The 23168-nt window shown below is 36.3% G+C and carries 18 protein-coding genes; 16 read left to right on the forward strand and 2 right to left on the reverse strand.

From position 1 onward, the window contains the following. Positions 1-6: 6 nt before the first annotated feature. The gene (locus CRO45_RS12585) at positions 7-909 is read right to left on the reverse strand and encodes a LysR family transcriptional regulator (RefSeq protein ID WP_097150001.1); all 903 of its coding nucleotides are present in this window, start codon (positions 907-909) and stop codon (positions 7-9) included. Between the two features lie 120 nt (positions 910-1029). On the opposite strand from CRO45_RS12585, the gene gltB reads away from it, so the two are divergent. The 14 genes from gltB to CRO45_RS12660 all read left to right on the forward strand — a co-directional run bounded on the left by gltB (position 1030) and on the right by CRO45_RS12660 (position 20883). After that, positions 1030-5550, forward strand: coding sequence for a glutamate synthase large subunit (gene gltB, locus CRO45_RS12590; RefSeq protein WP_097150002.1), 4521 nt, complete (start codon positions 1030-1032; stop codon positions 5548-5550). A 16-nt stretch (positions 5551-5566) separates the two neighbouring features. After that, positions 5567-7045: a glutamate synthase subunit beta gene (locus CRO45_RS12595; protein WP_097150003.1), complete on the forward strand. Its 1479-nt coding sequence runs from the start codon at positions 5567-5569 to the stop codon at positions 7043-7045. A 1690-nt stretch (positions 7046-8735) separates the two neighbouring features. Next, complete coding sequence (gene sufC, locus CRO45_RS12605; protein ID WP_097150005.1) at positions 8736-9515, forward strand: Fe-S cluster assembly ATPase SufC; 780 nt, start codon at positions 8736-8738, stop codon at positions 9513-9515. A gap of 20 nt (positions 9516-9535) precedes the next feature. After that, entirely contained in the window at positions 9536-10843 is a 1308-nt protein-coding gene (gene sufD / locus CRO45_RS12610) for a Fe-S cluster assembly protein SufD (protein ID WP_097150006.1), read from the forward strand. Then, the gene (locus CRO45_RS12615; protein ID WP_097150007.1) at positions 10843-12066 is read left to right on the forward strand and encodes a cysteine desulfurase; all 1224 of its coding nucleotides are present in this window, start codon (positions 10843-10845) and stop codon (positions 12064-12066) included. Before sufD ends, CRO45_RS12615 begins: the two co-directional genes overlap by 1 nt. Further along, positions 12056-12499, forward strand: coding sequence for a Fe-S cluster assembly sulfur transfer protein SufU (gene sufU / locus CRO45_RS12620; protein ID WP_097150008.1), 444 nt, complete (start codon positions 12056-12058; stop codon positions 12497-12499). The genes CRO45_RS12615 and sufU overlap by 11 nt, the downstream gene beginning before the upstream one ends. Positions 12500-12520: 21 nt before the next feature. Beyond that, positions 12521-13918: a Fe-S cluster assembly protein SufB gene (gene sufB / locus CRO45_RS12625; RefSeq protein ID WP_097150009.1), complete on the forward strand. Its 1398-nt coding sequence runs from the start codon at positions 12521-12523 to the stop codon at positions 13916-13918. A 228-nt stretch (positions 13919-14146) separates the two neighbouring features. Further along, positions 14147-15007 carry a DUF72 domain-containing protein gene (locus CRO45_RS12630; protein ID WP_097150010.1) on the forward strand — a complete coding sequence of 287 codons (861 nt, stop codon included), beginning with the start codon at positions 14147-14149 and terminating at the stop codon, positions 15005-15007. Beyond that, the gene (locus CRO45_RS12635) at positions 15007-15828 is read left to right on the forward strand and encodes a sulfite exporter TauE/SafE family protein (protein ID WP_097150011.1); all 822 of its coding nucleotides are present in this window, start codon (positions 15007-15009) and stop codon (positions 15826-15828) included. Before CRO45_RS12630 ends, CRO45_RS12635 begins: the two co-directional genes overlap by 1 nt. A gap of 37 nt (positions 15829-15865) precedes the next feature. After that, positions 15866-17227, forward strand: coding sequence for a bifunctional metallophosphatase/5'-nucleotidase (locus CRO45_RS12640; RefSeq protein ID WP_097150012.1), 1362 nt, complete (start codon positions 15866-15868; stop codon positions 17225-17227). A 58-nt stretch (positions 17228-17285) separates the two neighbouring features. After that, positions 17286-18389 carry an HD-GYP domain-containing protein gene (locus CRO45_RS12645; protein WP_097150013.1) on the forward strand — a complete coding sequence of 368 codons (1104 nt, stop codon included), beginning with the start codon at positions 17286-17288 and terminating at the stop codon, positions 18387-18389. 68 nt (positions 18390-18457) lie between these two features. Next, positions 18458-19210 (forward strand): sporulation protein YunB, encoded by a 753-nt coding sequence (yunB, locus tag CRO45_RS12650; RefSeq protein ID WP_097150060.1) that lies wholly within the window; start codon positions 18458-18460, stop codon positions 19208-19210. A gap of 380 nt (positions 19211-19590) precedes the next feature. Next, a complete protein-coding gene (gene lipA, locus CRO45_RS12655; protein WP_097150014.1) occupies positions 19591-20496 on the forward strand; it encodes a lipoyl synthase in 906 nt (301 codons plus the stop codon). 33 nt (positions 20497-20529) lie between these two features. Continuing rightward, positions 20530-20883 (forward strand): YutD family protein, encoded by a 354-nt coding sequence (locus CRO45_RS12660; RefSeq protein WP_097150015.1) that lies wholly within the window; start codon positions 20530-20532, stop codon positions 20881-20883. 44 nt (positions 20884-20927) lie between these two features. On the opposite strand, the gene CRO45_RS12665 is transcribed toward CRO45_RS12660, so the two are convergent. Further along, complete coding sequence (locus tag CRO45_RS12665; RefSeq protein WP_097150016.1) at positions 20928-21194, reverse strand: DUF3055 domain-containing protein; 267 nt, start codon at positions 21192-21194, stop codon at positions 20928-20930. 89 nt (positions 21195-21283) lie between these two features. On the opposite strand from CRO45_RS12665, the gene CRO45_RS12670 reads away from it, so the two are divergent. Both CRO45_RS12670 and CRO45_RS12675 read left to right on the forward strand, forming a co-directional pair. Next, positions 21284-21736 carry a DUF86 domain-containing protein gene (locus tag CRO45_RS12670; RefSeq protein WP_097150017.1) on the forward strand — a complete coding sequence of 151 codons (453 nt, stop codon included), beginning with the start codon at positions 21284-21286 and terminating at the stop codon, positions 21734-21736. Then, on the forward strand, positions 21733-22500 hold the full coding sequence (locus tag CRO45_RS12675) for a TIGR01457 family HAD-type hydrolase (protein ID WP_097150018.1): 768 nt from the start codon (positions 21733-21735) through the stop codon (positions 22498-22500). Before CRO45_RS12670 ends, CRO45_RS12675 begins: the two co-directional genes overlap by 4 nt. Positions 22501-23168: the final 668 nt, after the last annotated feature.

Raw genomic sequence — 23168 nt, forward strand, 5'->3', positions numbered from 1 at the left:
CTTTTTTTATCTAAATTGGGTTAAACGAGAGAAGAAGTTAGCAACAAAATCTAAAAATACTTGTTCGGAAGGAGCCATATCACGATTAATCGGATAAATAACCCCTACAGTACGAGTAATTTGAGGATTATCAATGGGTACTTTTACTGTAAAACGAGGAATGTTATCGTTTATGGAACTATCAGGAAGTAATGTTACACCAATTCCCGCAGCCACTAACCCCTTTAGTGCGTCCATATCTTCTCCTTCAGATTTGACGTTTGGTACAAATCCGACTGATTTACACGCATCGATTGCTACTTTATGTAAAATATAACCTTCTGGGAACAATACAAATTTCTCGTTTCGTAAGTCTGATAGATTTAAACGTTCTCTTTTAGCGAATGGATGATTGGCGGGTAATAGAGCGTGAATGCTTTCGCTAAATAATATCATCGTGTCAGTTACTTCATCTTTTGGAGGGACAGGACCTAAAAATGCAAGATTTAATTCTCTATTTTTAACTGCATCGATTAAGTATCGATAAGATCCTTGTCTTAACATAAATGAAACATCAGGATATTCTTTTTTGAAAGCAGAAATAACGGTCGGTAATACATAACTTGCTAAGCTTGTTGGGAAACCGATTTTAATCGTTCCTTTTGCAGGATCTAAATATTCTTCTACCTGTTTGGCTGCAAAATCAATTGCCTTCAATGCAGTAATAGCATGTTCCAAAAAAATTTTGCCAATTGGTGTCAACTTTACATTTCGACCAATCCGTTCAAAAAGTGGTGTACCTAGCTCGTCTTCTAGGTTTGCAATTTGTCTAGAGACTGCTGACTGGGCTACATGGAGATGTTCAGCTGCTTCAGAAATATGTTCCCTTTCTGCCACTTCAACAAAGTATCGTAATTGCCGTAATTCCAACATTTCCACCCCTTTTATCTAATATGTAGATTAATTCCATTTAAATTATATATTATTAATATTAATTCAAATGCAATAAAATGTAAATACGCTATTTTACTTGATTAGGGGGGAAATACTATGACATATCATCAACTTCCGGATGCACAAGGACTCTATTCTCCGACATTCGAACACGATGCTTGTGGTATTGGATTTTATGCAAATATAAAAGGAATTGCTTCACATGAAATTGTAAGAAACGGTTTAGAAATGTTAAGTCGATTGGACCACCGTGCAGGTCGTGGTGGCGACGGAAAAACAGGTGACGGCGCTGGGCTTATGGTTCAAATTCCAGATACTTTTTATAAGAAGAATTGTTCAGAATTACCATTACCTAAAAAAGGAGAGTACGGTGTTGGCCAACTATTTTTCACCGATAACGATGTGGAAAGACAAACAATTGAACATAAAATTAATGAATTAATAGAACAAGAAGGTCAAACTTTAATAGGTTGGAGAACTGTTCCAACGAATAATGGACAGTTAAGTGAAAATGCAAAGAGAACTGCACCCGCAGTAAGACAAGTTTTTATACAATCAAAAGGTGTTAAAGATACATTAGCCTTTGAAAGAAAGCTATATTTAATCCGTAAACAAGCGGAAAGTTGGGCAAAGAACAATAAATTCAAATTTTATTGCCCAAGCATGTCAAGTCAAACGATAGTGTTTAAAGGATTGTTAACACCACTAGAAGTTAGTGAATTTTACATTGATCTGCAAGATAAGGGTTTTACTTCCGCATTTGCAATTGTACATTCACGTTACTCGACGAATACATTTCCAAGTTGGGAACGAGCACATCCGAATCGTTACATTGTTCATAATGGAGAAATTAACACATTGCGTGGAAACGTCAACTGGATGACAGCTCGTGAAAAGCAGTTTATATCTGATGCCTTTGGAGATGATTTACAAAAAGTATTACCAATTATCGATCAATCAGGTTCGGATTCATCGATGTTAGATAATGCTTTTGAGTTTTTTGTTTTAGCTGGCCGTACTCCTGCTCATACAGCAATGATGCTCATTCCAGAGCCGTGGACAGAAAACCCTCATATGACAAAAGAAAAGAAAGCTTTCTATGAATATCATGCGAATTTAATGGAGCCTTGGGATGGTCCTACTGCTATCTGTTTTACAGATGGAAAGCAGATAGGTTCTATACTTGACCGTAACGGATTAAGGCCTGCCCGGTACTATGTTACGAAGGATGATATGATTGTTTTTTCTTCTGAGGTTGGTGTTGTAGATATTGACGAAGAAAACGTATTGTACAAAGAACGTTTAAGTCCGGGTCGGATGCTTTTAATAGATTTAGAGAAGGGGAAAATCATCTCAGATGATGAACTGAAAAGCCAAATGGCCAATGCAGAACCTTATGCTAAATGGCTAGATGAAAACAAGTTTTTAATTCATGCAGATAGTGAAGAACTTCCGGATATTAGTCAACTTCTTAAAAGACAAAAAGTGTTTGGATACACGTATGAGGATATTCATAAGTACATTCATCCTATCGCTTCAAGTGGGAAAGACCCTCTAGGTTCGATGGGGAACGATTCACCATTAGCTGTATTATCAGAACGGCCACAATCTTTATTTAATTATTTTAAACAGTTATTTGCTCAAGTAACAAATCCTCCAATTGATTCAATACGTGAACATATTGTTACTTCAACAATGACCCACTTGGGTGCAGAGGGTAATTTACTTCATCCAAATGGTGAGAATGCTAGACGGATCTATTTGGAAACTCCAATTTTAACAACTAGTGAATATAATCAAATCCTCCTATTAGATGATCATCAGTTTAAAAGTAAGGCAATCTCATTGGAATTTACGGAATCTTTAGAAAAGGAATTGGATAGAATTTTTTCTGAAGCAGTAAGTGCAATAAACGAAGGGAATAGTTTAATAGTTTTATCCGACGAATTAGGGGATACAAATGTACCGACGATTCCAATTTTGCTTGCGGTAAGTGGGTTGCACCAACATTTAATTCGTACAGGTAATCGCACAAAAGTAAGTATTATCGCAAATTGTGGTGAGGTTCGTGAAGTACATCACTTTGCTGCACTAATTGGTTTTGGGGTAGATGCGGTACATCCTTACTTAACCTATGCGACAATTGCTGACATAGTTAATAAGGACCATCTGAACTTAAGTTACAAAGAAGCTGTGAAAAATTATCGTAAAGGTATAACAGATGGTGTTGTAAAAGTAATGTCAAAAATGGGGATTTCAACTGTTCAATCTTATCGTGGTGCTCAAATTTTCGAAGCGGTAGGTATTAGTAAAAAGGTAATTGATCACTACTTCACAGGTACTGCCTCACAAATTGATGGTATAGATCTTGTGACGATTGGGGAAGAAGCACTTAAACGCCATGCACAAGCTATTAATTCTAGCGAAGAATTGGAATCCGGTAGTGATTTTCAATGGCGAGCAAACGGAGAACATCATGCTTTTAATCCGAAAACAATCCACACATTACAATGGGCGACTCGCAAAAATGATATTGGGCTATACCGTATGTATGCCGAAATGGCTAATGAAGAGCAAATAGGATTTTTAAGAAATCTATTTGAGTTTAGAAATGATATTAAACCAATTCCATTGAACGAAGTTGAATCCGTTGATTCCATTGTAAAACGATTCAAAACCGGTGCGATGTCCTTTGGTTCTATTTCGCAAGAAGCTCATGAAACATTAGCAATTGCTATGAATCGTCTAGGGGGACGTTCCAATTCTGGGGAAGGTGGAGAGCATCCAGCTCGTTATGAGATTGATAAAAATGGAGATAACAGGAACAGTGCAATTAAACAAATTGCTTCTGGCCGTTTCGGTGTGAAGTCTCATTATTTAGTAAATGCAAATGAGCTTCAAATTAAAGTAGCCCAAGGTGCAAAACCAGGTGAAGGTGGTCAACTCCCGGGGAATAAAGTATATCCTTGGGTGGCAGAAGTGCGCGGATCTACACCAGGTGTTGGGTTAATATCACCACCACCACATCATGATATTTACTCGATTGAAGATTTGGCGGAGCTTATTTACGATTTGAAAAATGCCAATCATCATGCGAGAATCTCTGTGAAATTAGTAGCAAAGTCTGGGGTAGGAACGATTGCTGCTGGTGTTGCAAAGGGAGGGGCAGATGTAATTGTCATTTCTGGATATGACGGTGGAACTGGTGCATCACCTAAGACTTCTATAAAACATACGGGATTACCTTGGGAACTAGGTTTAGCAGAAGCACATCAGACGTTGATGTTAAACGGACTACGTGATCGAGTAACGTTAGAAACCGACGGCAAATTAATGACAGGGAAAGATGTTGTCATGGCAGCACTGCTTGGTGCAGAAGAATACGGTTTTGCAACTGCGCAGTTAATCGTATTAGGGTGTGTCATGATGCGAGCTTGTCATTTAGATACTTGTCCAGTGGGGGTTGCGACTCAAAACCCAGAACTACGTGAGAAATTTATGGGAAAACCGGAACATGTAGTGAATTATATGCGATTTGTTGCAGAGGAAATGCGCGAATTAATGGCTAAACTTGGTTTCCGCACTGTAGAAGAAATGGTTGGACGAACAGATGTATTACAAGTGAGTAAGCGTGCCGATGAGCATTGGAAAGCAGGCCAACTTGATTTGACTTCATTACTTTATCAAGTGCAAGGAACAAGTGCTAAAACAAAACAGCAAGAACAAGACCTTCAAATTGATGAAACGTTAGATATGCGAGTTCTATTAGGGAAAGTAGAAAAGTGCATTAGGGAAAAAGAGAAAGTTGCGCTAGAATACGAGATTAAAAATACTGACCGAGTAGTAGGAACAATTATTGGAAGTGAAATAACAAGAAAATACGGTGAAAAAGGGTTAAAAGAAGATACAATCACATTAAAATTCAATGGTCATGCAGGACAAAGTTTCGGTGCATTTGCACCAAGTGGTCTGACGCTTTCGGTAACTGGTGATGTGAACGATTACTTTGGTAAAGGTTTATCTGGTGGTAAGTTAGTATCTATCGCTCCAATTAAGGGAGAGCAAGAGAAAAACGTTATTGCAGGCAATGTATGCTTATACGGTGCTTCAGGTGGTACAGCGTTTATTAATGGACGTGCTGGAGAACGTTTTGCAGTTCGAAATAGTGGAGCAAATGTGGTCGTAGAAGGTATCGGAGATCATGGCTGTGAATATATGACAGGTGGTCGCGTAGTAGTTTTAGGGGACGTAGGTAAAAACTTTGCTGCAGGAATGAGTGGAGGTATAGCTTATGTCTTACCAACGGACAAAGATGAATTTACATCAAATTGTAATATGGAAATGATTCAACTTGAAAGACTTAAGGACAAAGATGAAATTAGTTTAGTGCGTTCTATGATTATCCAACATTTAGAGCATACAGATAGTACAATCGCGCTGGATATTTTAGCTAAGTGGGAGCACTTTGTACCTAAATTTATGAAAGTTGTTCCAACAGATTATCAAAAGATGATTGAAAAGATTAATAGACTTAAATTAGTTGGACTAACTGAGGACGATGCTGCAATACAGGCTTTCATGGAAACAACTGGTACTAAAGAATTTGTTTTAAAATGAAGGGGGGACTTGAATCGTGGGAAAACCGACTGGATTTATGGAATATGAAAGGGAAACAGCGGAGGAACAGCCACCAATAGACCGAGTGGAAAATTGGAATGAATATACGAAGCGAATGTCAGATGAAGCATTACAAACTCAAGGTGCACGATGCATGGATTGCGGAACTCCATTTTGCCTCATGGGGATTGAAATCCGAGGAACAGCAGCGGGTTGTCCAATTCAAAATGTTATACCTGAATGGAATGATTTAGTATATAAAGGGCACTGGAAAGAAGCGTTACAACGCCTTCAAATGACTAATAACTTTCCGGAATTTACAGGGCGTGTATGTCCAGCGCCTTGTGAAGGGGCATGCACACTTGCTATCAGTGACCCAGCAGTAGCAATTAAATCTATAGAACGTTCTATTATAGATAAAGGCTTTGAAAATAATTGGATCACACCACGAATTCCATCAAGTCGCTCAGGTAAAAAAGTAGCCGTTATTGGTTCAGGTCCTGCAGGGTTAGCTTGCGCTGACGAGTTAAATCAACTTGGTCATAAAGTAACAGTCTATGAGCGCGCGGATCGACCTGGTGGGTTACTAATGTATGGAATTCCGAACATGAAATTAGAAAAAGATGTTGTTGAACGGCGAATAAATTTACTTTGTCAAGAGGGGATTGACTTTGTATTAAATACGGAGATTGGAAAGGATGTATCACCTGAAGTTTTAAAGTTACGCTATGATGCGGTCATTTTATGTACAGGCGCACAGCAACAGCGAAGCTTGCGGATTGAAGGTAGTGACGCAATTGGTGTTCATTTAGCGATGGATTATTTAACTGGTGTAACGAAGAGTTTACTAGATTCGAATTTGGAGGACGATCAAGCAATCGATGTGAATGGTAAAGATGTCATTGTCATTGGTGGTGGTGATACGGGTGCAGACTGCGTTGCGACATCAATTCGCCAAAAAGCACGGTCTGTCTACCAATTTGGGAAGCATCCGCAATTACCTTTGAAACGAACAGAGGACACACCGTGGCCACAGGATCCAAATGTATATAAATTGGATTATGCTTATGAGGAAGCTGATGCAATTCATGGCGCAGATCCGCGGGAATACTGTATCCAAACACAAAAAATCGTTAAAGATAGCAAAGGTCGTGTCAAAGAACTGCATACGATTCAAATGGAGAAACTCTTAGGTGAGGACGGGTTTCATTATTTTAAAGAGATTCCAGGAACGGAAAAAGTCTGGCCAGCTCAGGCAATCTTTGTTGCAATTGGATTTGAAGGAGTAGAAAAGGAGTTGCCTCTCCAATTTGGTGTCAAGGTTTCAAATAATAGAGTAAAAGCATCGTTAAAAGATTTCAAAACAAATATAGAAGGCGTATTTGCCGCAGGTGATGCAAGACGAGGCCAAAGTCTTGTCGTTTGGGCCATTAAAGAAGGCCGAGCAGTTGCTGCAAACGTTGATGCGTATTTAGCAGCTGAAGTGTGCAAGTAAGAATATGCGTTTTTCGGATTCCCGGAAAACGCATTTTTTTATGAGGTTATATATTAGGAGGGGAAATTGTGGTTGATAAAGGACAAAAGGGAAGGGCATTTAGGTGGAAGGGTCTTTTATAAGGTTGATAAAGGACGAAAGGGATGGTAATTTAGGTGGAAGTGTCTTTTATAAGGTTGATAAAGGACAAAAGGGAAGGGAATTTAGGTGGAAGTGTCTTTTATAAGGTTGATAAAGGACAAAAGGGATTGTAATTTAGGTGGGAATGTCTTTTATAGGGTTGATAAAGGACAAAAGGGACGGTAATTTAGGTGGAAGTGTCTTTTATAGGGCTTGTAAAGGACAAAAGGGATTGTAATTTAGGTGGAAGTGTCTTTTATAAAGTTGATAAAGGACAAAAGGGGTAGTAATTTAGATGGAAGTGTCTTTTATAAGGTTGATAAAGGACGAAAGGGATGGTAATTTAGGTGGAAGTGTCTTTTATAGGGCTTCTAAAGGACAAAAGAGATTGTAATTTAGGTGCTAGTGTCTTTTATAAGGTTGATAAAGGAAGAAAGGGATAGTAATTTAGATGGAAGTGTCTTTTATGAGGTTGATAAAGGACGAAAGGGATGGTAATTTAGGTGGAAGTGTATTTTATAGGGCCCCTAAAGGACAAAAATGGTGGCAATTTAGTTGGGAGTGTCTTTTATAGGGCTTGTAAAGGACGAAAGAGAAGTCAAATGGAAATGTCTTTAATAAGTGGATGAAGGCGAATATAGGAAGAAATTCAATAGGAGTTGGTCTTCATTAGAGGTGATAAGAACCATTTTGGCATCAATTTCTGTAAGAAATGGTCTTGATAAGGTAGATGAAGCCCACTTTGATATGAAATTCGAATATAAATGGTCTTGATTAGTTTGATGAGAACCAGTTTGGCATGAAATTCTTTGAGAATGGTCTTTATAAGGTAAATGAAGAACATTTTGAGATGAAATTCGTAGAGGAATGGTCCTGATAATGTCAATGAATGACATATTGGAAAGGAATTCAATTAGAAATGTCTTTCATGAGGCCGATGAAGGACATTTGGAGACGAAATTCGATCAGAAATGTCTTTCATAAGGTAGATGAAGCCCATGTTGAAATGAAATTCGACAGAATAGTCATTCAAGAGGAAGTTAAAGCCGTTGTCATTAAGAACTTCATCCAAAAATCTCATTCCTAAGTACTATGAAGCCCACTTTTGCGATACCTGCCATTAAGAACTTGCCATCATCATAATAATTAACAAAGCCCATGACTATATCCCTATAATAAAATCCCACGCCCCGAACCTCACGAAACTTTACAACACAAACACAACACACCCAGATTATGTATCAAATGTATTCATCACACATGATAAGTTTTCATCATTTTCGGGTATTATATACATATTGCCATTGATCGATAAGTTATCCGCATGTTTTTATTGAATTCCATTCTCAATTAAAATAAGTTTATTGAAAATAGAAGTTTCCACTTTTTAACTTCAAAAATTTTGTAAAATAAAAAAATGCTTAATAATTGTCTTTATTTATTTGGTTTTTACTAGATGGAATTCATTGCGGAATAAATGTTTTGCAAGCTAACTTGTTTTCGGTTAAGATTAGAATGATAATAAATAAGTAATGGTTTTACCATTCAACGTACAATCGGAGGGAAAATAATGTCTACACTAGTTATAAAAGATCTTCACGTATCTATAGAAGACAAAGAAATCTTAAAAGGTGTAAACCTTACAATTAATACAAACGAAGTTCACGCAATCATGGGTCCTAACGGTACTGGTAAGTCTACGTTAGCTTCTGCGATTATGGGACATCCAAAATATGAAGTTACTCAAGGTACAATTGAGTTAGATGGCGAAAACGTACTAGAAATGGAAGTTGACGAAAGAGCACAAGCTGGTTTGTTTTTAGCGATGCAATATCCATCAGAAATTTCTGGTGTTACAAATGCGGACTTCATCCGTTCTGCAATTAATGCACGTCGTGGCGAAGGAAATGAAATTTCTCTAATGAAATTTATCCGCGAATTAGATAAAACTATGGACTTCTTAGAAATGGACCAAGACATGGCTCAACGTTACTTAAACGAAGGGTTCTCTGGTGGGGAAAAGAAACGTAACGAAATCCTTCAATTAATGATGATCCAACCTAAATTTGCAATCCTTGACGAAATCGACTCAGGTCTTGATATCGATGCTTTAAAAGTTGTTGCAAAAGGAATCAACCAAATGCGCGGAGAAGGGTTCGGTTGCTTAGCAATCACTCACTACCAACGTTTATTAAACTACATTACTCCAGATCACGTACACGTAATGATGCAAGGTCGCGTTGTTAAATCTGGTGGTCCAGAATTAGCACAACGTTTAGAAGCTGAAGGTTACGACTGGATTAAAAAAGAATTAGGTATCGAAGATGAAACAGTAGAACAAGAAGCATAAGGAGAAAGGACGGAACTAAAATGACAGTTGAAACAAAATTGGCATTGTCAGTTGACGAAGTACGTTCATTCTCACAATTAAACAATGAACCAACATGGTTTACTGATTTTCGTGTGAGTGCAATTGAAAAAGCTACAGAACTTCCAATGCCAACACCAGACAAAACAAACATTACAAACTGGAACTTTTTAGAGTTTCCAAAACATACAGTTGAAAGTGCTACATTTAATTCTTTAGATGAACTTTCTGCCGAAGTAAAAGAAGTTATTGATATTGAAGGTCAAGAAAACCTTTATATCCAACGAAATAACACACCTGCTTTCCTTAAAGTATCAGAAGAGTTAAAAACACAAGGTGTAATTTTCACTGATATTCAAACAGCAATTCGTGAACATAGCGATTTAGTAAAACAATATTTCATGACAACCGCTGTAAAAGTGGATGAGCATAAATTAGCTGCTTACCATGCAGCATTAGTAAACGGTGGCGTATTTATTTACGTACCGAAAAACGTTGTGTTAGAAAAGCCACTACAAGTTGTATTTATTAATGACAACGAAGAAGCGTCTTTATTCAACCACGTACTATTAGTTGCAGATAAAAACTCAAGTGTTACGTATGTTGAGACTTACGTTTCTACAGTTTCAGAATCTAAAGGGCAAGCGAATATTATCGAAGAAGTAATTGCATTAGATAATGCACAAGTAAACTTCGGTGCTGTTGATGTTTTAGCAAAAGGATTTACAACTTACGTAAACCGTCGTGGACATCTTTTACGTGATGCTAGAATTGACTGGGCTTTAGGTTTAATGAATGATTCAGATACAGTTTCAGAAAGTATTACTCATTTAGTTGGTGATAATTCTAATGCTAATACGAAAACTGTAGTAGTAGGCCGTGGTGAACAAAAACAAAACTTCACTACTGAAATTCGTCACTGGGGTAAAAACTCTGAAGGGTTTATCTTAAAACATGGTGTAATGAGAGAATCTGCTCAATCAATTTTCAACGGTATCGGAAAAATTGAGCATGGTGCTTCAAGATCTAATGCGGTTCAAGAATCACGTGTATTAATGTTATCTGAAAACGCTCGTGGAGATGCGAACCCAATTCTTTTAATCGATGAAGACGATGTTATGGCTGGACACGCTGCTTCTGCAGGTCGTGTTGACCCTATCCAACTATTCTATCTAATGAGTAGAGGTATTTCGAAAGCCGATGCTGAACGTTTAATTATACATGGTTTCCTAGCGCCTGTTGTTCAAAGCATTCCGATTAAGAGCGTACAAGAACAATTGACGAAGGTAATCGAAGGGAAAGTTCGTTAATGAATGAATTCAGAAAAGATTTTCCAATTTTAAATCAAGAAGTAAACGGGCATCCGCTCGTTTACCTTGATAGTGCTGCAACATCTCAAAAACCAAAACAAGTACTTGATGTGATTAGAAAGTATTACGATTTAGATAACTCTAACGTACATCGTGGTGTACATACACTTGGTAACCGTGCAACTGATTCTTATGAAGGTGCACGTGAAAAAGTTCGTAAATTTATTAATGCCAAGTCTACAAAAGAGATTATCTATACTAGAGGTACAACTACATCATTAAATACTGTAGCTTCTGGTTATGGAAGACAGAAAATAGAAGAGGGCGATGAAATTATTATTTCATACATGGAGCACCATTCTAATCTAATTCCATGGCAGCAACTTGCTAAAGAGAAAAAAGCGGTACTTAAGTATTTTGATCTTGAGGAAGATGGAACAATTACGTTAGAAACAGTTCGTAATACGATTACTGATAAAACTAAAATCGTTGCAATTACAATGGCTTCTAATGTTTTAGGAACAATAAACCCAATCAAAGAAATCGCTGAAATTGCTCACGAGCATGGTGCAATTATTGTTGTAGATGCGGCTCAAGCTGCACCTCATATGCCAATTGATGTACAAGATTTAGATGTTGATTTCTTAGGAATCTCTGGTCATAAAATGTGTGGTCCTACTGGTATTGGGGCACTTTATGGTAAAGAGGCGCTACTAGAAGAAATGGAACCAATTGAATTTGGTGGGGAAATGATCGACTTTGTTGATTTATATGATTCAACTTGGAAGGAGCTACCTTGGAAGTTTGAAGGTGGTACACCAAATATCGCTGGAGCAATCGGTTTAGGCGCTGCTATTGATTATTTAACGGAAATTGGACTTGAAAATATTGCAAAACATGAACATGAACTAGTAGCTTATGCACTACAAGAGATGGATAAAATTGATGGCCTTTCAATTTATGGCCCACGTGATCCAGAAAAACGTTGTGGATTAATTACGTTTAATATTGATGATGTACATCCACATGATTTAGCTACAGTACTCGATATGAATGGTATTGCAATCCGTGCAGGTCATCATTGTGCTCAACCACTGATGAAATGGCTATCATGTTCAGCAACAGCACGCGCTAGCTTCTACATTTATAATACGAAAGAAGATATTGATCGTCTTGTTGAAGGTCTGCGAGGCGCGAAGGAGTATTTTAACGATGTCTTTTAATAATTTAGATCAACTATATCGTTCCGTTATCATGGACCATTACAAAAAACCTCGTAACAAAGGTTCATTAGATGATAATAGTGTTACCATTGATATGAATAATCCAACATGTGGTGACAGAATCCATTTAACATTAAAACTAAATGGCGAGATTGTTGAAGATGCTAGATTTGATGGAGAAGGTTGTTCAATTTCAATGTCCTCTGCATCAATGATGACAGAAGCTATTAAAGGGAAACCTATTAATGAGGCTCTTAAATATGCTGATGTATTTTCAAAATTGATGCTTGGTGAAGAAATTGATGAAGATATTATGGATGAATTAGGGGATGTTGCTGCACTACAAGGTGTTGCCAAATTCCCAGCTCGAATCAAATGCGCTACTCTTGCTTGGAAAGCAATGGAAAAGGGCGTAAAGAACGAAGCAAAATAAGGATTGAACGGAGGAAAGAAAATGGCTAAACAAATGCCTGAAATCGGCGATTACAAATACGGTTTCCATGATAAGGACGTATCAGTTTTCCGTTCAAAACGTGGATTAACCGAAGATATCGTTCGTGAAATATCAACAATGAAAAATGAACCTGAGTGGATGTTAAACTACCGTCTTAAAGCGCTAGAAATCTTCTACTCAAAACCAATGCCACAATGGGGTGGAGATCTTTCTGGTTTAGACTTCGATGAAATTACGTATTATGTAAAACCATCTGAAGCAACTCAAAGATCTTGGGATGAAGTACCTGAAGAAATCAAGGCAACATTTGACAAATTAGGTATTCCTGAAGCAGAACAAAAATATTTAGCTGGTGTATCAGCTCAATACGAATCAGAAGTTGTTTACCACAACATGAAAAAAGACCTTGAAGATTTAGGGATTGTTTTCAAAGATACTGATTCAGCATTAAAAGAAAATGAAGATATCTTTAAAAAATACTGGGGTACTGTTATACCATCTTCAGACAACAAATTTGCTGCATTAAACTCAGCAGTTTGGTCAGGGGGATCATTCATTTACGTTCCACCTGGTGTGAAGTTAGATACTCCATTACAAGCATACTTCCGTATTAACTCTGAAAACATGGGTCAATTCGAACGTACATTAATTATTGTTGATGAAGGCGCAAGTGTTCACTATGTAGAAGGATGTACAGCTCCTGTTTACACAACAAACTCACTTCACTCAGCAGTTGTTGAAATCATTGTTAAAAAAGACGCTTATTGCCGTTATACAACGATCCAAAACTGGGCAAACAACGTTTATAACCTAGTTACAAAACGTACGGTTGTTGAAGAAAACGGTACGATGGAATGGATTGATGGTAATATCGGTTCTAAATTAACAATGAAATACCCAGCATGTATCCTTAAAGGTGAAGGTGCACGAGGTATGACACTTTCAATTGCGATTGCAGGTAAAGGTCAACACCAAGATGCTGGTGCAAAAATGATTCACTTAGCACCAAATACATCTTCATCAATCGTTTCTAAATCGATTGCAAAACACGGTGGTAAAGTTTCTTACCGTGGTATCGTTAGATTTGGTAAAAAAGCAACTGGCGCACGTTCAAACATCGAATGTGATACGTTAATTATGGATAACCAATCTACATCTGATACGATTCCTTACAACGAAGTATTAAATGATAATGTATCTTTAGAGCACGAAGCAAAAGTTTCAAAAGTATCTGAAGAACAATTATTCTATTTAATGAGCCGTGGTATTTCTGAGCAAGAAGCAACAGAAATGATCGTAATGGGCTTCATCGAACCATTCACAAAAGAACTTCCAATGGAATATGCGGTTGAAATGAACCGTTTAATCAAGTTCGAAATGGAAGGTTCTATCGGTTAATTAAAATTTGGAGACGAACGCTTAGTTCGTCTCTTTTTATTTTTTCAGCTGGTTATGGTTTGGATAATAACTAAAATATTTTTATACATATTCACATACAAAAGGTGAAAAACTATCAATTATCTGTGATATTATAAGGTAAAACTTCCATCAGTGGTCTATCTTTCCACTAATTTAGAAATGTGCACAAATCTTACTCGGAATAGGTTAAGGAAAGGAGGGTTTTTCTTGATATACGTTGGATTAACAGGTTGGGGAGATCACCCTTCTTTATATAATGAGCAATCGACTGCGAAAGATAAGTTATTTAATTATAGTGCACACTTTCCAATTGTAGAGGTAGATACATCTTTTTATGCGATTCCTTCCGAAAAAAATGTGAAGAAGTGGTGTGCTGAAACACCAGCGAATTTTCAGTTTGTTGTCAAAGCCTATCAAGGAATGACAGGACATCTACGAGAAGATCTACCTTTTGAAACACGAAATGACATGTTTGAGGCATTTCGAGCATGTGCAACTGCTTTCCAGGAAGAAGGAAAACTAGCGATGGTTTTAGTCCAGTTTCCCCCTTGGTTTGATTGCCAAGGAAAAAATGTTACATACATTCGGTATGTCAAAGAACGACTAACAGGTTTTCCAATTGCAATTGAATTTCGAAATCAAACATGGTATGCAGAAAAAAATAGGGAAGAAATGCTACAATTTCTAAGAGAAAATAATCTCATTCATTCAGTATGTGATGAACCACAGGCAGGTAGCGGTTCAGTCCCACTTGTAAGTGTAGCTACATCTAATGAAAAAGTGTTATTTAGAATTCACGGTCGAAACATTCATGGATGGAGAAACGCCGGAAACAGTCAAAATTGGCGTGAAGTTAGGTTCCTATACGATTACAATGAAGAAGAACTAAAGCAAATAGCAAATGTCGTTTCAGATTTAAAACAACAGTCTAAAGATGTTTATGTTTTATTTAATAACAATTCTGGTCATCATGCTGCAAACAATGCAAAGCAATTAATGAGCATGTTAGATATAGAATATAGCGGCTTATCACCAAAACAATTAGATCTATTTGAAGGGGAAATATAATGGAATTCTTTTTATTAGCAATTATTGCACTCTGTTCAGGGATTATAGGTGCCCTAGTAGGCTTAGGCGGGGGAGTCATTTTAGTTCCTGCTACGCTCTTTATAGGACTATCACTCGGATTTATTCCAGATTTAACACCACAATCTGTCGTAGGACTTTCAGTTATCATGATGATTTTCACAGGTTTGTCTTCCACATTATCTTATATGAAATCAAAAACGGTAGATTATAAAAGTGGGCTTATTTTTTTCATTGGTAGTATACCAGGTACGATGTTTGGCGCTTGGGTCAATCAATTTTTAGATTTACCATCTTTTAATCTATACTTTGGTATTTTGTTAATAGTTTTATCAACATTGTTATTGGTTAGAGATAAACTTAAACCAGTCAATTGGTTCGTAGAAAATGGAACGAAAAAGCAATATATCGATAGTTCTGGGAAAGAATATATTTATGGTTATCCAATTTGGTTTGCGATTTTACTAACATTTGTTGTAGGCTTTGCTTCAGGTTTATTTGGAATTGGCGGGGGATCAATGATTGTTCCAGCAATGCTGTTACTATTCCGTTTCCCACCTCACGTAGCGGTGGCAACGTCAATGTTTTTAGTCTTCCTATCTTCATTAGTTAACTCTGCAAGTCACATCGCATTAGGAAATGTTCCGTGGATCTATACAATACCAATCATTATTGGGGCATATGTTGGTGCAAAAATTGGTGCTTCCTTAAATAAAAAGATGAAATCAGAAACGCTTATTTTTGCTTTACGAATCATTTTATTATTACTTGGTATCCGATCTATTATTGATGGGTTATTCTAAATTCATGTTTTGATTTTTTTGAAAGAAGGTGGCGTGCTTGATCGAAACGATACATTTTTTTCATACGAATGATTTACATAGCCACTTCGAATATTGGCCACGAATGCAATATTACATTAAAGAACAAAGACTTGCTTTTTCGAAACAGGGAGAGCCGAGTTTTCTATTAGACATTGGCGACCATTTAGATCGCTCAAATATATATACAGAAGCAACGTTAGGTAAAGGAAATGTGCTTATGTTAAATGAAGCACAATATGATGTTGTAACAATTGGCAATAACGAAGGAATCACACTAGACTATGAGGATCTATATCATTTATATGAGGGGGCAACATTTGAGGTAGTCGTTGCTAATTTACACTCAAAAAGTGAGGGAAATCCAAAGTGGATTAAACCCTATACAATTCTAATGACAAAATATGGAACAAAAATTGGCGTTGTCGGTGCAACAGCAATGTTCCCAGTTTTTTATGATGAACTTAATTGGACAATAACAGATCCAAAAGAGGCCATTAAATTGGTTGTAAATGAGATAAAAGATCAAGTTGATATTATCCTTTGTTTGTCCCATTTAGGTATTACAGATGATGAATTATTAGCTAAAGAATGTCCTGATATTGACGTAATATTAGGTTCACACACACACCATCTATTTTTAGAAGGAAAAATGATAGACAATGTATTATTAACTGGATGTGGGAAATTTGGTGCATATACAGGCCATTTAACAATTCAATATGATCATCAAAAACGATTACTAATTAAAAAAGAAGAAACGACAATCGAAAATGCTTTATTACCTGAAGTTGAAAAAGAAGGTGAATTTCTACAATCCCTCGCAACAAAGGGGAAAGAATTATTAAATGAACCTGTCTTTCGAACTTCAAAAATTTACAATAAGGAATGGTTTCATCATTCAAACCTATCAAGATTGTTTGCAAAATGCTTACTAGAATTTACCTGGGCAGATTGTGCAATGTTTAATGCAGGGATCTTTTTAGGTGGCTTGAGTAAAGGAATTATAACGAAATATGACATTCATAAAATATTACCTCACCCTATTAATGCAGTAGTTATCGAATTAAGTGGAAGTGAACTAAAAGAAGTGCTAATGCTTTCTGAAAATGAAGATTGGCCGCTTTTAGAGTTAAAAGGGTTAGGTTTTAGAGGAACAATTTTTGGTAAGCTACTTACTTATCAGTTCTCATTGAATGACCATAACGAATTACTAATTGGTGGCCAAATTGCAGATATGAATCGAACATATCGACTTGTTACATTGGACATGTTTACATTCGGCTATTTTTTCCCTAGTTTTAAAGAAGCGAAAAAGAAATATTATCTACCTTTATTTTTAAGAGACATTTTATCAAACTATGGTGAAAAAAATCTTTAAGTAATCAACCTAAAACTTTGAACAAATTTCACGCAAAAATTGATTGGAGCTTTACTACATGAGACTTATATCACTCGAGGTACTTCAACCTGGGATGGTCATAGCAAAAACAATATGGAATGAAGCATATCGACCATTACTTCAAAAAGATGTTGTCGTATCACAGGGTATTATTGAGCGATTAAAACAATTGAATATAAAGTATGTGTACATTGACGACAAAATCTCAAATGGGATTGAAGTACATGAGTCAATTCCAATTGAAGTTAGAATGGCTGCTATAAAGAAAATAACAGAGTCCTTCCACAAGTTAAAAGGAGTTGAAGGAAAGAAAGCCTCTTATGTTCTAGACCAACAGTCAGGTGAAATAGGGAAACTTATTGATGGCTTGTTAGAATCTATTTTAAAAAGTACAGAAATGTTAACGATACTAACTGATTCATACATTTATGATGAGTACTTATATCAGCATTCATTTCAAGTTACTTTATATTCCCTTGCCATTGCAAAAGAGTTAGGTTTAACTTATGACGAAATGAAACTCATTGGAACAGGAGCCATTTTACACGACGTTGGAAAAATACAAATACCTAGTACTGTTTTATTTAAACCAGGACGTTTAACAGATGAAGAGTTTGAATTGATAAAACAACATACAACATTTGGATTTGATATTTTAAGAAACTTACATTCCATTTCTTTATTAGTAGCACATTGTGCTTTTCAGCATCACGAAAGACTTGATGGAAGTGGTTACCCAAGAGGTCTAACGGAAAAAGACATCCATCCATATGCTAAAATTATTGCTGTTGCAGACGTTTTCGACGCTATTACTTCTGATCGAGTATACAGAGACCGAATGCTACCCGCACAAGGAATAGAAATAATCGAATCTGGTAGTGGAAAGATATTCGATTCAAAAGTAGTCGAAGCCTTTAAGCGAAGTGTCGTACACTATCCAAATGGAACAATTGTGTTGTTATCGGATGGTAGAAGAGGTGTGGTCGCAAAGCAAAACCTACAAGACGCAGCGCACCCAGTCATTCGTATTTTTGAAGAAAACAATGAAATACTTAGGTCTACTTATATTTTGAACTTAGAAGAACACCTACATATTGCTATTGAAAAGATTGAAACAGATTACTTGGCGCATGCCGAATAACAATCTTCTCCTATTCATAAATTACAAGAATAGGAGGAGATTTTTTGTTTTCTCGTAAACCGAACGTTATGTTTTCCCGTGGAAGAAAAAGAAACTTTCATGCGAAGAAATCCGGAAAGTCTAACAAATTAGCCCTATTCCTTTTAAGCTTCATTGCATGTATTATATTATTTTTATTTTATATAAATGATCGATTATTACCTACTTACTTAGACTATGCAGAAGTCCAAACTTATAAAATTGCATCACATGTAGTAACGCGAGCAATCAGTGCTAAACAGATTATGAATGTACATGAAATTATTGAATCAGAGCCAACAAATTCGAATATCACGAAGTTTAACACAGAAATTATTAACAAGGAAAGAGCTGAAATTGTTGCTTTAGTCAAACTACAACTAGAAGAAGCTGAAAAAGGAGACTTAAACCATCTCCCGGAATTAGATAATGTACAATATGATGTTGGGAGTATGGAAGCTGGGGATGGGATTGTATTTTTTGTTCCATTAGGCCAAGCGCTAAATTTACCGATTCTCGGAAATTTAGGACCAAAAATACCGATCCGATTCCATATTATCGGTAATGTAAGTAGTAGCATCGTTTCTGATATTACAGAATTTGGGATTAACAATGCGAAAGTGGAAGTAGGTATTCAAATAAAAGTAAATGTTCAAATTATCGTACCTTTTGCTAGTAAAACAGCGACTGTGGAGCAATATATTCCTGTTGCAATAGGAATTGTGCAAAGTCCAGTACCGCATATTTGGTCTGGAGGAGATAACCAACCATCCATAGAAGTACCAGTGGAGCTACCTCAATAAGGTAAAGAATATTTATCGGGTATTAGGGGATGTTCATCCCCTAATGCCCGATAAGGTACGTTAAAAATAATTCCCTAAATATTAAGACATTTATAGTACAATGAATGTAAGTTTATTGTTACAATAGTATTTATATGATAAATTGACTACAGATGCTTGAACTTCATTCTAAGACTCATACTTCAAATAATTGGTAGTATGCAAACTCATCTGTAAAGTAGTGGCGTAACCCCTACTAAATGAAGTTAGGTAAACTGGCAGAATACGAAATTACTATTCGCGTTGCCAAATTACTCTAGCACTCTGTTTAACAGCTAAGAAATCTGACGACTGTCGCAACTAAACTTGTGGCATTAGATGTAGAATAGGGGAGAAAAACGATGACTGTTAAAAAAGATGAAATTCTTCGTAAACCAGAATGGTTGAAAATAAAATTAAACACAAATGATGAATATAAAGGCTTAAAGAGATTAATGCGTGAAAAAAATCTGCATACCGTTTGTGAGGAAGCTCGTTGCCCAAATATTCACGAATGTTGGGGTGAGCGTAGAACTGCGACAATGATGATTCTTGGTGCTGTATGTACTCGAGCTTGTCGTTTCTGCGCGGTTAAAACAGGTTTACCAAATGAGTTAGACACTGCTGAGCCAGAACGAGTAGCAGATTCAGTGGAAATTATGAATTTAAAACACGTTGTTATTACAATGGTAGCACGTGACGATTTAAAAGATGGTGGAGCTGGCATTTTAGCAGAAACAATCCGTGCTATTCGTCGTAAATCTCCTCAAACATCTGTAGAAGTTTTACCTTCTGATTTAGGCGGTGTTGAGGAAAATTTACAAATGGTTATGGATGCAAAACCAGACATTTTAAATCATAATATCGAAACTGTTCGTCGATTAACTCCAAGAGTTCGTGCTCGTGCAAAATACGATCGTTCATTGGAATTTTTAAGACGTGCAAAAGAAATGCAACCAGAGATTCCAACGAAATCTTCATTAATGATTGGTCTAGGTGAAACTTGGGACGAAATTTTAGAAGTTATGGATGATTTACGTGCAAACGATGTGGATATTATGACAATTGGTCAATATTTACAACCAACAAAAAAACACCTTCCTGTTAAAAAATATTACACACCAATTGAATTTGGTAAGTTACGCAAAATTGCTATGGATAAAGGATTTAAACATTGTCAAGCAGGTCCTTTAGTACGTAGTAGTTATCATGCGGACGAACAAGTAAATGAAGCAACGAAAAATAGACAACTTCAATTTGAACGTTAATAAGTAGTGCGGCTGAAGAAGGGGGATTACCAAGTGATTATCGCAGATGGCTATGCGTATGAAATAATCGAAGATGTACGTGATGGTTTTCAAGAAGACGTATTCTTAGCACGCTACTCTGATGTTTTAGCTAAATATGATTACATTGTCGGCGATTGGGGATATGGTCAGTTACGAATGAAAGGCTTTTTCGATGACCGTAACCAAAAATCAACATTTGAAACAAAAATTAGTTCATTTGAAGATTATTTGTATGAATACTGTAATTTTGGCTGTGCTTATTTCATTCTTAAAAAAATTGGAAAAGCACCCCGTCAAGTAGAAGTACCTTTGAAAGAGGAAAATAATGACGGTGCAGAAGAGATAGAACAACAAGAACAAATATAACGTGAAAAGGACCATCTCATAGTTTTGAGATTGGTCCTTTTATATTACGATAATAATTCTGTTAAATACTCGCGTAAATCTTCTGCTTCTTCTTCGGTTTTATTGTAAACATATTCTAAATAGCCTGGTTCATCTAAGTCATCAGCACCAATAATAGCAAATCGACTAGATTGCATATCTAGCACAAGTACTTTCCCAAAGAATCGTTTCGATTGTACAATTGCCAAATCATATCGTATTAATTTACCTGTAAAACTTACAAATCTAGTTTTTGTATCTTCTGTGTCATCATATAAGAAAAAGCGTTCCATATTGTTTTATTCCTCCCAATTCCTAAAGATATGGTACTATAAAAAAGAAACGACTATCAACTTAATTGATTGAATGGGGGCAACATGACATGTATTTTGTCGATCGAAATAAAATTACACTTACATTAAATCACTTAGAAGAAATCTTAAATCTATTTAAAGAGTCTAATGACTGGTTAAATAATGATGTATCAAAACTTGCACTACACAGAATCGGACACAATACGATTGAGTCCTTAATGGATGTTGGTAATTTAATTATTGATGGATTCATTATGAGAGACCCAGGAAGTTATGAGGATATTATTGATATATTAGTGGATGAAAAAGTAATTACACCTGATATGGACCAACCTCTTAAAGAAGTAGTTGGGCTTCGTAAAATGCTAGTAAGGGAATTTATTTCAGTAGATAATGAATTGCTATTAAAAGTATTAAATGATAATGTTGAAACACTTAAAAAGTTCCCTGGCCATGTAAGAAACTATTTAGAAAATGAGTTAGGACCAGTTTCAGCTTTTTTACCGGAGAATCATGAATGAAAACGTATAATGCATATTGTTTTGATTTAGATGGTACGGTTTATAGAGGAAAAGAAGGTATAGAATCTGCTGTTCGATTTGTTCATCGATTACAGGAAAAAGGATTAGAATACTATTTTATAACAAACAATTCTTCGAAGACGACAACTCAATTGCAACACGCTTTAAGAGATGTTGGTATAGAGACTGAGGAGTTTAGAATCTATTCCAGTGCCATTACGACAGCAAAGTTCATCTCACAAAACTATAAAGATGCGAAAGTAAATATGATCGGTTCTGAAGGGTTAGAAACAGCTTTAAAAGAAGAGGGAATATCAGTTACCGATGATTTACACCCAGATGTTGTAGTCATGGGAATTGATCGAACGGTAGATTATATGAAACTTGCCCGAGCAAGCGCGGCGATACAAAATGGAGCAAAACTCATTGGTACTAATAAAGACATCAAATTCCCAACTGAGTACGGTTTCTTACCGGGAAACGGTTCCTTTGTTAGTTTAGTTGCGAATGTAGCGGGTGTTGAGCCCCTTTATGTAGGCAAGCCTTCACCTGTCATGTTAGAAGTCATCCAAGAAGAATACGGATACGGAAAAGAAGACATGGTTATGATTGGTGACAATTATGATACGGATATTCTGTGTGGTATTCATTTTGGGTGTGATACAATTCATGTCAATACGGGTGTGACAAGTACAGAAGTAGTTATGGAAAAAGAAGCACAGCCGACGTATTGTTATGAGAATTTAGATCAGGTAGAACTATAGGGAATGCGCGCGCGTACAACTTCGGTTGTGCGTTTTTTTATTATGGATTTAAAGGGGGCTAGCGCGCTTGTCCAATAGTCGGGGGATAAATAGACGTTTGGGTATAATTTATGCTTTGTTATGTCCATTATAGGGGTATAAAGGACATTTGGATGCGATATCTAATTTGTTATGTCCATTATAGGGGGTATAAAGGACATTTGGATGCGATATCTCATTTGTTATGTCCATTATAGAGGAGATAAAAGACACTAGGATGCGATATCTCATTTGTTATGTCCATTATAGGGGATATAAAGGACATTTGGATGCGATATCTCATTTGTTATGTCCATTATAGAGGGTATAAAGGACATTTGGATGCGATATCTAATTTGTTATGTCCATTATAGGGGATATAAAGGACATTTGGATGCGAATTATTATTAGTGTTGTCTTTTATAGGGGATATAAAAGACATTAGGATGTGAATTATTATTAGTGTTGTCTTTTATAAGGGGTATAAAAGACATTTGAACCCGATTTATTATTTGTTATGTCCATTATAGGGCTGATAAAAGACACTCCGATGGGATTTTCACTTTCAAATGTCCATTATCGACCTTATCAAGACCAATTTCATCAGAATCTCATCACAAACTGGTCCTGATCGACCTTATCAAGACCAA

The sequence above is a fragment of the Ureibacillus acetophenoni genome (assembly GCF_900220965.1).
In the GTDB taxonomy this organism is placed as follows: domain Bacteria; phylum Bacillota; class Bacilli; order Bacillales_A; family Planococcaceae; genus Ureibacillus; species Ureibacillus acetophenoni.